Origin of the sequence: Streptomyces avidinii, from assembly GCF_045161815.1 — a bacterium.
Classification (GTDB): domain Bacteria; phylum Actinomycetota; class Actinomycetes; order Streptomycetales; family Streptomycetaceae; genus Streptomyces; species Streptomyces avidinii.
Genome location: NZ_CP108863.1, coordinates 7,793,178 through 7,804,935, shown reverse-complemented (window position 1 = coordinate 7,804,935; position 11,758 = coordinate 7,793,178). Strand labels below are relative to the sequence as shown.

General features: G+C 73.4%; 12 protein-coding genes. 2 read left to right on the top strand and 10 right to left on the bottom strand.

Going from position 1 to position 11,758, the window contains the following annotated elements:
* Positions 1 to 57 precede the first annotated feature (57 nt).
* Both OG373_RS35255 and kstD read left to right on the top strand, forming a co-directional pair.
* Positions 58 to 450, top strand: coding sequence for an MmcQ/YjbR family DNA-binding protein (locus OG373_RS35255; protein WP_405442661.1), 393 nt, complete (start codon positions 58 to 60; stop codon positions 448 to 450).
* Between the two features lie 127 nt (positions 451 to 577).
* On the top strand, positions 578 to 2,371 hold the full coding sequence (kstD, locus tag OG373_RS35250) for a 3-oxosteroid 1-dehydrogenase (protein ID WP_405442660.1): 1,794 nt from the start codon (positions 578 to 580) through the stop codon (positions 2,369 to 2,371).
* A gap of 30 nt (positions 2,372 to 2,401) precedes the next feature.
* Here the strand turns inward: kstD and OG373_RS35245 are convergent, their stop codons facing one another.
* From OG373_RS35245 to OG373_RS35200, 10 genes are all read right to left on the bottom strand, one after another.
* Entirely contained in the window at positions 2,402 to 2,902 is a 501-nt protein-coding gene (locus OG373_RS35245; RefSeq protein ID WP_030384415.1) for a hypothetical protein, read from the bottom strand.
* Between the two features lie 87 nt (positions 2,903 to 2,989).
* A complete protein-coding gene (locus OG373_RS35240; protein ID WP_405442659.1) occupies positions 2,990 to 3,751 on the bottom strand; it encodes a maleylpyruvate isomerase family mycothiol-dependent enzyme in 762 nt (253 codons plus the stop codon).
* A 34-nt stretch (positions 3,752 to 3,785) separates the two neighbouring features.
* Positions 3,786 to 6,620 (bottom strand): ATP-binding protein, encoded by a 2,835-nt coding sequence (locus OG373_RS35235; RefSeq protein WP_405442658.1) that lies wholly within the window; start codon positions 6,618 to 6,620, stop codon positions 3,786 to 3,788.
* Between the two features lie 136 nt (positions 6,621 to 6,756).
* A complete protein-coding gene (locus OG373_RS35230; protein ID WP_405442657.1) occupies positions 6,757 to 7,164 on the bottom strand; it encodes an ACT domain-containing protein in 408 nt (135 codons plus the stop codon).
* Positions 7,165 to 7,229: 65 nt separating this feature from the next.
* Positions 7,230 to 7,364 carry a hypothetical protein gene (locus tag OG373_RS35225; RefSeq protein ID WP_405442655.1) on the bottom strand — a complete coding sequence of 45 codons (135 nt, stop codon included), beginning with the start codon at positions 7,362 to 7,364 and terminating at the stop codon, positions 7,230 to 7,232.
* 152 nt (positions 7,365 to 7,516) lie between these two features.
* Entirely contained in the window at positions 7,517 to 7,975 is a 459-nt protein-coding gene (locus tag OG373_RS35220) for a hypothetical protein (RefSeq protein ID WP_405442654.1), read from the bottom strand.
* Between the two features lie 133 nt (positions 7,976 to 8,108).
* Entirely contained in the window at positions 8,109 to 8,336 is a 228-nt protein-coding gene (locus OG373_RS35215) for a DUF397 domain-containing protein (protein ID WP_405444313.1), read from the bottom strand.
* Positions 8,337 to 8,481: 145 nt separating this feature from the next.
* The gene (locus tag OG373_RS35210; protein WP_405442653.1) at positions 8,482 to 9,648 is read right to left on the bottom strand and encodes a thiolase domain-containing protein; all 1,167 of its coding nucleotides are present in this window, start codon (positions 9,646 to 9,648) and stop codon (positions 8,482 to 8,484) included.
* Complete coding sequence (locus tag OG373_RS35205; protein ID WP_405442651.1) at positions 9,645 to 10,703, bottom strand: thiolase domain-containing protein; 1,059 nt, start codon at positions 10,701 to 10,703, stop codon at positions 9,645 to 9,647. Before OG373_RS35205 ends, OG373_RS35210 begins: the two co-directional genes overlap by 4 nt.
* Positions 10,703 to 11,662 carry a Zn-ribbon domain-containing OB-fold protein gene (locus OG373_RS35200; RefSeq protein ID WP_405442649.1) on the bottom strand — a complete coding sequence of 320 codons (960 nt, stop codon included), beginning with the start codon at positions 11,660 to 11,662 and terminating at the stop codon, positions 10,703 to 10,705. Before OG373_RS35200 ends, OG373_RS35205 begins: the two co-directional genes overlap by 1 nt.
* Positions 11,663 to 11,758: the final 96 nt, after the last annotated feature.

The following is an 11,758-nucleotide window of genomic DNA, read 5'->3' as shown; positions in this document are numbered from 1 at the left end:
TACGGGAATGCCCCGGCGGGCTCCGTTAGCGTGGGGGGACGATCGACGGGAGGCGCTATGAAGTCCGGAGTGCGCAAGTGGGAGGCGGTCCGGCAGTTCGCCCTCGGCCTTCCGGAGGCCGTGGAGGACCATCCCTGGGGTCCCGAGGACTGTGTGGTGAAGGTGAACAAGAAGATCTTCGTATTCCTGGGGAACACCGACGGGCCCCAGCAGCCCGGCCTGTCCGTCAAGCTCAAGGACGAGGCGCTGCACGGGCATGCGATGACCGCGCCGGGAGCGGAGCCCACCGGTTACGGCCTGGGCCGTTCCGGCTGGGTGTCCCTGCCGCTGGCCGGGCAGGGGGCGCCCTCCGTGCAGGTGTTGTGCGAGTGGGTGGAGGAGAGCTACCGGACCGTGGCCCTCAAGCGGCACGTGAAGGAACTGGACGCCCGGATCCGGGCGGAGGGCTGAACGCTCGGCGCTGTCCCGGGGTGCCGGATGCCTTGACATCACATGATCCCCCGAACACCTTCTCTGACTGAGCATCAGAAATGCTGGAGGCACATCCCCTCCTCCCCGACTCCGCTGGAGCCTGCCCATGTCCGCAAGCGCTTCACGCACCTCCCCCGCCGCCCTCCCGTCCAGACGTACGGTCCTCGCCGGTACCGGGGCCGGGGTGCTCGCCGCCACCGTGCTGCCGTCCGCCGCCGCCCGGGCCGACAGCGCCCAGGACGGTCCCCCGCTCGGCGAGTACGACGTCGTCGTGGTCGGATCCGGCGCCGCCGGGATGACCGCCGCCCTCACCGCCGCCCGGCGGGGGCTGAGCGTGCTCGTGGTCGAGAAGGCCCCGACCTTCGGAGGATCGGCCGCACGCTCGGGAGCAGGCATCTGGCTGCCCAACAACTCGGTGATCCTGGGCGCGGGGGTACCGGACACCCCGCAGAAGGCGGCGACGTACCTCGCGGCCGTCGTCGGGCCCGAGGTGCCGGCCGACCGGCAGGCCGCGTTCCTCGCCAACGGGCCCCGGATGCTGGACTTCGTGATGGCCAACAGCCCGCTGCGGTTCCGCTTCATGGAGGGATACAGCGACTACTACCCCAACTTGCCGGGCGGTCTGCCGAACGGCCGCTCCATCGAGCCGGACCAGATCGACGGGAACATCCTGGGCGCCGAACTGGCTTGCCTGAACCCCGCGTACATGCCGGTCCCTTCCGGGATGGTGGTCTTCAGCCAGGACTACAAGTGGCTGAACCTGGCGGCGGTGAGTGCCAAGGGGCTCGCCGTCTCCACCGAGTGCCTGGCGCGCGGTACGAAGGCGGCGCTGCGCGGCGAGAAGCCGCTGACGATGGGCCAGGCCCTGGCGGCCGGGCTGCGCGCCGGACTCCAGCGGGCCGGGGTTCCGGTGTGGCTGAACAGCCCGCTGGTGGACCTGGTTCAGGAGGGCGGCGCGGTCACCGGCGTGGTGGTGGAGCAGCAGGGCGTACGGGGCACCGTACGGGCCCGGCGCGGGGTGGTCATCGGCTCGGGCGGTTTCGAGCACGATGCGCAGATGCGGGCGCAGTACCAGCAGCAGCCGATCGGCACCCAGTGGTCGGTGGGTGCGAAGGAGAACACCGGCGACGGGATCCGGGCGGGTCAGCGGGCCGGGGCCTCGCTGGCGCTGATGGACGACGCCTGGTGGGGGCCGTCGATCCCGCTGCCCGGGGAGCCGTACTTCTGCCTCGCCGAACGGACCCTGCCGGGCGGGCTGATCGTGAACGCGAACGGCGCGCGGTTCGTCAACGAGGCGGCGCCGTACAGCGATGTGGTGCACGTGATGTACGAGAAGGACCGGGGTGCGGTCGGCTCGCACATCCCGGCATGGCTGATCGTCGATCAGAACTACCGCAACAAGTACCTGTTCAAGGACATCCTGCCGACGCTGCCCTTCCCGGACTCGTGGTACCAGGCGGGCGCGGCGAAGAAGGCGTGGACCTGGGACGCGCTCGCCGGCCAGATCGGGGTGCCGGCGGGTGCGCTGCGGGCGACATTGAGCCGGTTCAACGCCCAGGCCTGGAGCGGCGACGACGCCGACTTCCACCGCGGCGACACGGCGTACGACCACTACTACACGGACCCGAACGTGCACCCGAACTCATGTCTGGCACCCGTCTGGGTCCCACCGTTCTACGCGTTCAAGATCGTGCCGGGGGACCTCGGTACGAAGGGCGGCATCGTGACGGACGCCCGGGCGCGGGCCCTGCGGCCGGACGGTTCGGCGATCCCGGGCCTGTACGCGGCCGGCAACGCGAGCGCGGCGGTGATGGGCCACAGCTACGCGGGGGCCGGATCGACGATCGGCCCCGCGATGACGTTCGGCTACGTGGCGGCGAACGCCATCGCGGACGCGTGACGTCCGCGGTCGCTCCCGGAGGCGGGGCGGTCAGCCCTGCTGGAAGAGCTCGGCGGGGAGCGGCTTCAGGAGGGCGTAGAGGTCATCGGTGATCGGGCGGTCCCAGCTGGCGATGGTGACCAGCACGTTGTCGCTGCGGTCGAACTGGACGCAGGAGATGCGGGACTCCGACAGCTTGATCTTCCGGACGATGAGGAGGTTGTCGCCCTGCATGACGGGGCAGTCCTCGACGCCGGTGACCTCGACGTCCTCGTCGTTCTCCAGTGCGTCGAGGAGCTGGGCCACCTCGAAGGGGATCTGGCTGTCGGTGAGGTCCCGGGCCGGGGAACCCTCGGGGAGGTTTCCGATGATCATCGCGGGGCCGCGTCCGCCGAACAGGTCGTAGCGGAGGAAAACACCCTGGCAGCTGCCGTCGGGCGCGGGCAGCAGCCCGGCCCCGAGATTGCCCGGCCAGTCCCCCGGGTCCATGGCCAGGACGTCGAAGTCCGGGCCGGCGGGTGTGGCGGCGCGGTGGCGGCGGAGGAAGGACATGCCGCCATGGTACGTGGCCGCGCGAGTTTTCCGGTCCGGGGGCCCGCATCCGGGGACCTGCCCGGCCCGGCCCGCCGGCCCGGGCCGTCAGACCGGGGGGACCAGGGTGAACCAGTGCGGGAGCAGGGCGGCGTCGCCCGTGACGCGCAGCGCGGTGGCCGGCAGACGGCCCCAGAGGAACAGGGCGAGGTCGCAGGCGCTGCCCGCGGCCTCGACGTCGGCCGGGCCGGTGGGAGCGGACTCCAGCAGGACCCGGTCACCCGAGAGGGCGACCGTCCACGCTTCCGGACCGTCGGTACGCCGGAAGCGGTACCTCTCCCCCGCGCCCGGCGGTGCCTGCCGCCAGCCGCGGCGGGCCGGGGCCATCACCTCGATCGTCTGGGTCACGGCGTCCGCGGCGACGTCCGGGGCGAGGCGGCCCGGGGTGCCGGTCGCGGATTCGGCGTCCCAGCGGTGCACGGCCAACTCGATCAACTGCATCCGCAGCCAGAATCCTGAGGTCTGCTCCACCGACCAGGTCCAGAGCGCAGCGTCCGGCCCCAGCTCGTGGAAGAGCTCCGCCAGCTCGCGGGCGCCCTGCGCGAACCACTCGGTCAGTGCGTCCGGGTCGTCCGGGACCTCGGGGAGGGCGAGGCCGGCGGGGTCGGGCGGGGCCGTGAGCCGCTCGCGCAGGACGTGCGCGAGGTAGCGGTGCACTCCGCCCAGGTGCGTGACGAGGTCCGTGACCGTCCAGCCGGGACACGACGGGACCGCCGGCACCGGCTCGCCGAGGTCGAACGCCCGGCGCACCGCCTTCTCGAACGCCGTCGCCTCGGTCCGGAAGGCGGCGAGTCTCTCGACGTGATCCATGGGGTTCACCCTGCCCGGCGGGCGGCGGGTCCGATCACATTGAGCTGCGGGCGAACGCCTCCAGTGCGTCCCTGAGCCCGGGCCGGTCGGTGCCCAGCTTGCGGCAGGCCGCCGACAGTGCCCAGTCCGGAGCGGGCAGCACCACCGCCTCCGTGACGGGCTCCTTCTCGGCCCGTACGGCGAGGTCCGCGGCCCGGATCTCCTCCTCCGTGAGCCCGTCCTCCCAGGCCAGCCCGCACGGGAGCGTGCCGCCGAGCCCCAGCAGGGTCTCGGCCGTCCGGGCGGCCAGCCCGTCCGCACCGCATTCCCGCGCCGTCACGAGGGCCTGCATCAGCAGGTCCGGATCGCGCAGCTCGGTGCCGAGCGCGTTCAGGGCGCAGGCCAGTTCGTAGCCCGCCGGTGAGGCCGAGAGCAGGGTGACCGCCTCCTTGAGGAGCGCGGCCCGGTACCCGGGTTCCGCGACCTGCGCCGCCACCCGCAGGGCCTGGCCGATGGCCGAGGCGGCGCCGAAGGCGCGGGCCCGCCGGACGGCGTCGTCGGCCAGGGCGCGGGCCCGCTGCGGATCGTCCGCGGCCACCGCCCGGGCCAGGTGCAGCTGCCACGGGCACCAGGCCGGGTTCTGGATGCCGCGCGGGGTCAGCCGCCGTTCGACCGCCTCCAGTTCGACGATCGCGGCCTGCACCTCGCCCCGGGACAGGAGCAGTTCGGCGTACACGGTCTGGGAGTCGGGGAAGACCACGGCCGCCGGGAAGGGGGCGCCGTACTCGTGCTCCCGGGCCAGTTCCCAGGCCTCCTCGGGCCGGCCCCGTGCGAGCAGGGTCGTGAGGAGGATGGCTATGGCGTACCAGTGCACCGGCGTGCGGCGGCCCACGCGCTCGGCGAGCCGCAGCCCGGCCCGCGCCAGTTCCTCGGCCTCCACGAGCCGCCCGCGCCGGTAGCGGACGTAGGCCCGCAGGCTGTAGGCGAAGGAGAGGTGCGCCCCGCGCCAGCCGTGCCGCTCGAACTCGGCAGTGCCCGCTTCGAACAGCTCCTCGGCGCGTCCGGGCCGGTCGGCGTACATGTGGACCATCGCGGCCAGGACCGGGACCTCGAAGCCGCGGTCCTCGTGGGCCCAGCTGAAGGGCTGCTCCAGGACCCGTCCGGCGTGGTGCAGCACCACGTCCACGGGCTCTCCGCGCAGGCAGGCGTCCCAGGCGCGCAGCCCGATGATGTACCGCTCGGTGAGGTCGCGCCCGGTCAGCCGGTCGGCGAGCCGGGTGAGCCGCCGGGAGCGGGCCGGGGAGTCGGTCTCCGCGGCGTTGAAGGCGTCCCACATGAACTGCTCGGACTGCAGGCGCAGCCGGGCGCGCACGTCCTGGGTGTACGGGATCTCCCGCGCGAGCGATTCCGAGGCCTCGGCGAGCCGGTCGCTGTGCGCGAGGACCTGGGCGAGCCGGATGACGATGCCCTGGCGCAGGGCCGGGTCGTCGGAGGGCTCGGCGAGCGCGGCCCGCAGATGGTTGACGGTGTTGGCGGGCTCGGTGAGCAGGGAGGCGCAGCCCAGTTCGTAGAGGACGGCGGCGCGTTCGTCGAAGTCCGGGGGTTCGAGCAGGGCGCGGGCGAGCTGGCGGCGGGCGGCCTCGGGGGCGCCGGCCCGGAGGTTCTCGCCGGCGGCCTCGCGCAGGGTGCGTACCACCCAGGGGTCGTTCTCGGGGTGGGTCTCGAGCAGGTGGCGCGCCGCCGCGGAGGAACCGAGTCCGGCGTCGACGACGGCGGCCGCCGCCTTGCCGTGCAGGGCGACGCGGAGCGCGTCGGGGATGGCACGGTAGATGGCGGTGGCGATGAGGGGGTGGACGAACTCCAGCCCGGCTTCGGCGTCTGCTTCCTCGGTGGTGGCGGCCGAGAGGATGCGGGCGTCGCGCAGCCGCCGGGTGGCGTCCACGGCCTCCTCGGCGCCGAGGGCGGCGACCCGGGCGGCGAGGCCCCGCGGGATGGCGGTGCCGAGGACGGCGCAGGCCCAGGCGAAGCGGACGGTGGAGGGGCCGAGGCGTTCCAGGCGGGCCACGAGGCCGCTGCCGCGCTGGGCGGCGACGAGGTCGCGCAGTTGCGGGGCGTTCACCTCGACCGGGGTCAGGCCCTTGCCCCGGACCTTGGCGGTGAGTTCGACGGCCTCGAAGGGGTTGCCGGTGGTGACGGCCCAGGCCTCCTGGCAGAAGGCGTCGTCGGCGTGTGCGCCGACGGCCTCGCGGACCAGGGTGGCGACGGCGGCCGGGGTGAGCGGTGCCAGGGGCAGCGGGCGCTGTCCCGCCCGGCCGGGCAGCGTGCGGAAGGCCTCGGCGTGCTCGGGCAGTTCGTCGGGGCGGTAGGCGACGACGAGGAGCAGCGGGAGGTGTTCGGCGCGCGGGGCGAAGGCGGCGAGCCAGCCGAGGGACTCCGGGTCGGCCCAGTGGGCGTCGTCGAGGACGAGGGCGACGGGGGCGCGCTTGACGACGAGGTGGGTGAGGACCCAGTCGAGTCCGTCGCGCAGACCCTGGGGATCGGGCGGGACGCCCTGTTCGGGGGCGCAGAGTCCGAGGGCCGGGCCGACGATGGGGTACCAGCCCCCGAGGGCGGCGCGCAGCTCCTGCTCGGAGGTGCCGGCGAGCTGCGGCTGGATCAGCTGGCGGGCGACGTGGAAGGGCTGGCTCTGCTCCTGCTCGCCGCCCCGGGCGGCGAGGACGGTGCAGTTGCGGGCGTGGGCGCGGCGGCGCAGTTCGGCGAGCAGCGTGGTCTTGCCGAGTCCCGCGGGGCCGGAGAAGGCGAGCAGGGCGCCGCCGGCGTCCGGCCCGGGACCGGTGAGCTCGTCCAGGGCCTCTTCGACGATGGCGAGTTCGGCATCGCGTTCGACCATTGTGCGCCGTGTGCGGGTCCGGCGGTCCGTCATGGCTGGTACCCCCCAGGCCTGTTCGGGGGTTCAGCGTACGCCCGGCGCATGGCGCAAGGGATGCCACTGCGGAAAAGAATCCGATCTTCTTTTCCGGGGAGGATCAGTGCTGTGCGGAGCGGGCGGCGAGGCCTTCCAGGACGGCCACGGCCTCGGTGGCCCGGTCGGCGTCCACGAAGAGGTGATCGTGGTGGTAGCCGGCGATGACGTTGCAGCTCAGACCGTGTGCGCCGAGCTCGGTGGCGAAGGCGGCGGTGAGTCCGACGGCGTCGAGCGCGGAGTGGATCCGCAGGGTGATCCAGCCGGCGGTGCAGTCGTAGGCGAGCCCGGCCGCGTCCGCGTCCTCCTGGCGCAGTACCAGGGTGAGGCCCTCGGTCTCCAGCACCGTGGCGACGGGTGCGGTCCCGGCGGGAACGGTGGCCCCGGCGACGGTACAGAAGACGTATCGCCCCTCGTGCAATTCCGGCCGCATCCCGCTCAGGAGTTTCCGCAGGTCCTGCTCTCCACTCATACGGCCACCCTACCGATCGCCCCGGCAGTTCCCGGTCCGCGGCCGTGCGGGGTGGGGGCTCCGGTTCACGGGTAATCCTCGGAGTAGTGCGCGGAGCGGCCCCATACCTCGGCGAGCTCCTGCCGGTCACCGGACGCCAGGTGCGCCGCGAGGCGGTCCGCCTGCGCCGCCGGGTCCCCGTCGCCGACGTCCGGGGTCACCCCGAGCTGCGGCCACGGCCGGCCCTCCCGATCCGCTGCCGCATCAGGGTGGATGAGCACCGGCTGCGGGCCGGACCTGCACCCATCCCGCCGCCGGCGCCACGATCCGCAGCTCCACTTCCTGGAGCCGTTCCGCTTCCATCGTTCTCCTGTCACTCGTACGCATAGAGCCGCCGGTGCCACCACGGGCGCGGGCTCCCCGACCGGTCCGTGGTGGCGGCGTCCCGGTCGAACACGGTCCGCCTGCGGAACTCCGCGTCGAGGAGCCGCAGTAGGCGGCCCAGTGCGCGCCGGGCCCCGGGCGGCAGGGCCCGGTACGCGTCGGCGAGCTCGTCCCGGACCACGGCGACGTCGTCGAGCGCGCACAGCGGGGCCGGGCAGACGGCGCGGGTCGGGCGCAGGCGGGAGCCGGGGCTCCGCAGGAAGGCGCGGTAGCGCCGCAACAGATCCCCGAGCGGGTGGGAGCGGCCGGGGGCCGTCCACTGGACCTCGGCGCTCGCGACGGGCGGCAGCCGGTCCACGGGCGGGAGTTCGCGCGCCCAGGCGGGTGGCCGCCGACCGGCGTGGGTTCCTCGTGCGGCGCGCAGCGCGCCGGGCCGTCTACGCGGCATCGCCCTTTCGGCGGATGATCGTCACGGACCCATCCTGCCGGGGCGCCCCCTGGGGCGCAACGGGATTCGGCGGCCCACCGGGGCGGCGGCTCCGCGCCCGGTGGTGCGCCCAGTGCGGGATATCCGTGGATCCCTAGGTCAGGTCGAATTCACCGCCCCGCGCGTTCAGTACGAACTTGTGCCACTCGTCCGGCGAGAAGATCAGCGAAGGGCTCTCGGGGCGCTCGCTGTTGCGCATCGCGATGAAGCCCTCGACGAAGGCGATCTGGACGTCGCCCGCTCCCCGGCTGCTCGACCGCCACTCGGCCTCGGTGAGATCGAGGTGCGGCTTTCCCCAGCCAGCGAGGGGCTGTGAAGTCATGCTCTCGGCCACGTGCGTGCTCCTCCCGGTACGTCGTCCGGGGGCAAGGTTAACCACCGCAGCGGGTGCCGGACAGGCCACGGTGCGTCACCCGTGGCCGGTCCGGCACCCCGGCCGGCCCCTCCGTCGTCGGCCGGGCCCGTGTTCAGGAGGTCGGCTCCTGTGCCCCCACCAGCCACATCGCGAAGAACTGCGAGCCGCCGCCGTACGCGTGGCCCATCGCCCGGCGGGCGCCCGGAACCTGATGTTCGCCGGCCTGGCCGCGGACCTGGAGGGCCGCCTCCGCGAAGCGGATCATGCCGGAGGCGCCGATCGGGTTGGTGGACAGCACGCCGCCCGAGGGGTTGACCGGAAGGTCCCCGTCGAGTTCGGTGACCCCGGCCTCGGTGAGCTTCCAGCCCTCGCCCTCCTCCGCGAAGCCGAGGTTCTCCAGCCACATCGGCTCGTACCAGGAGAACGGCACGTACATCTCCACCGCGTCGATCTCCCGGCGCGGGTCGGTGATGCCGGCCTGGCGGTACACGTCGGCCGCGCAGTCCTTGCCGGCCTGCGGGGAGACGAAGTCCTTGCCCGCGAAGAGGGTGGGCTCGCTGCGCATGGCCCCGCCGTGCACCCAGGCCGCCGGCTTCGGCGAACGGGCCGCGCCCGCCCGGTCGGTGAGGATCATCGCGCACGCGCCGTCCGAGGAGGGGCAGGTCTCCGAGTAGCGGATCGGGTCCCACAGCATCGGCGACGCCTGGACCTTCTCCAGGGTGAGGTCGTGTTCGTGCAGGTGCGCGTACGGGTTCTTCAGGGCGTTGCGCCGGTCCTTGTACGCCACCAGCGAGCCCACCGTGTCCGGCGCGCCGGTACGCCGCATGTAGGCGCGCACGTGCGGGGCGAAGAATCCGCCGGCGCCCGCGAGCAGCGGCTGCTGGAAGGGAACGGGGAGCGACAGGCCCCACATGGCGTTGGATTCGGACTGCTTCTCGAAGGCGAGGGTGAGGACGGTGCGGTGGACGCGGGCGGCCACCAGGTTGGAGGCGACCAGGGCGGTCGACCCGCCGACCGAACCGGCCGTGTGCACGCGCAGCATCGGCTTGCCGACGGCGCCGAGGGCGTCCGCCAGGTACAGCTCGGGCATCATCACCCCCTCGAAGAAGTCGGGGGCCTTGCCGATGACGACCGCGTCGATGTCCGACCAGGTCAGCTCGGCGTCCGCGAGGGCGCGTGCGGCCGCCTCGCGGACGAGTCCGGCGATGGACACGTCGTGGCGGGCCGCCACGTGCTTGGTCTGGCCGATTCCGACCACGGCCACGGGCTCTTTACTCACCTTGGGTCCCCTTCCAGGACGGCGACCAGGTTCTGCTGGAGGCAGGGGCCGGAGGTGGCGTGGGCGACGGCCCGGTTCGCGGCGCCGCGGTGGATCCGGGCGGCCGCCTCCCCGATGCGGATCAGGCCGGCGGCCATCATCGGGTTGGCGGCGAGCGCTCCCCCGGAGGGGTTGACGGCCACGCCCTCGGTGAGCCCGAGCGCCTTGCGGAGCACGACCTCCTGGGAGGAGAAGGGCGCGTGCAGTTCGGCCGTGTCCACCGGGGCTTCGAAGACCCCCGCGTGTTCGGCGGCGAGCCGGGTGGACGGGGAGTCGGTGAGGTCGCGCAGGCCCAGGCTGTGGGCCTCGATGCGGTGGTCGATGCCGGTGATCCAGGCGGGGCGTTCGCACAGCTGCCGCGCGAGGTCGCCCGCGGCCAGGACGACGGCGGCCGCGCCGTCGCCCACGGGCGGGCAGTCCCCGGTGCGCAGCGGCCGAACCTGGTAGTCCCCCTGCGGGACGGGGCCGCGGAGCTGGGCGTGCGGGTTGGCCTCGGCATCGGCCCGGCTGCGCGCGCCGACGGCGGCCAGGGCGCTCTCGTCGGTCTCGCCCGCGTCGATCAGGGCCTGCGCCTGGAGGGCGGCCAGGGCCACCGAGTCGGGCCAGAGCGGAGCGACGTAGTACGGGTCGAGCTGGCGGGTGAGGACGTCGCGTACGGATCCGGGCGAGGACTTCCCGTACGAGTAGACGAGCGCGGTGTCCGCCTCGCCGGTCTGGATCTTGACCCAGGCCTCGTAGAGGGCCCAGGCGCCGTCCATCTCGACGTGCGACTCGGAGATCGGCGGCCAGGCCCCGACCCCGTCGAGGGTCATGGTGAAGGAGAAGGCCCGGCCGGCGAGGTAGTCGCTGGAGCCGGAACAGGTGAAACCGATCTCGCCGGCCTTCAGGCCGGTCGCGGCCAGCACCCGGTGGAGGACGGGCATGACCATCTCCACCTCGCTGAGCTCGTCGGTGCGGCGCAGGTGGTCGCTCTGCGCGAAGGCGACCACCGCGACCTCGCGGGCGTATCCGGCCATCAGATGAGCTCCTTGTACGCGTCGTAGTCCGCGTCCGGTTCGCCGGTGGGGCGGTAGTGGTCGGGATGGCGGCCGCCCTCGGTCCATACCGGCTCGACGCGCAGGCCCATGCGCACCTGGTCGTAGGGGATGCCGCCGATCCGGCCGTGGAGGGCGAGGCCGGCGCCGTCGAGGGCGATGTGGGCGTAGACGTAGGGCACTTCGATGTCGAGGTTCTTCGCCTTGATGTTGACGATGCAGTAGGTGGTGACCGTGCCGGCCGGGCCGACCTCGACCTGGTCGGTGGTGGCGACCCCGCAGGTGGGGCAGGCGCCGCGTGGCGGGACGTACACCTTGTGGCAGGAGGGGCAGCGCTCGCCGACGGTCCGCCGCTCGGAGAGGGCGTTGATGTACGCGGTCTGGGCACGGCCGGGGCTGTAGACGTAGTCGAGGCGGGCCTCGGCGACGATGCCGGTGACGGCGTCGGTGAAGTCCCCGTCGTGCGGGACGGGCCCCCCGCCCCCGGGTCCCTCGTACGGTTCGAAGCAGGCGATGTCGGTGATGGCGCCGGTGCGTTCGGCGGCCCAGCGGACGCGTACGCGCATGCCGGTGCGGACGGCGTCGGGGCCGGGCGCGTCGAGGGCGTGCAGGAGGGCGGTGTCCGCTCCGTCGAGCTTGACCAGCACCCAGGCGAAGGGGGTGTCCAGGGGCTGCTGGGGGCGGGGGCGGTCGTTCCACGCCCAGGTGGTGACGGTACCGGTGGCGCCGACCTCGACGAGCTCGCGGATCTCCTCGGCGGTGACGGGGTCGTATTCGACGGGCGGGACCATCACCTTGCCGTCGGAGGTCTTCACCCCGAGGACGACGCCCTCGCGCAGCCCGGTGAGGAAGGCGCTCTGGACGGGCCCGAGGGACCGGGTGAAGGGGAACTCGACGACGAGGGGCGCGCGGAGCACCTCCGGTGGGGAGGCAGCTGTCATGGCGATTCTCCGATGCGATCGATTCCGGTGATTTCAGCCCGCCCGGCGCTCGTTCAGCCTCGCCGGTGTTCTCTCGGCCCCGCCCCGGCGCTCTTT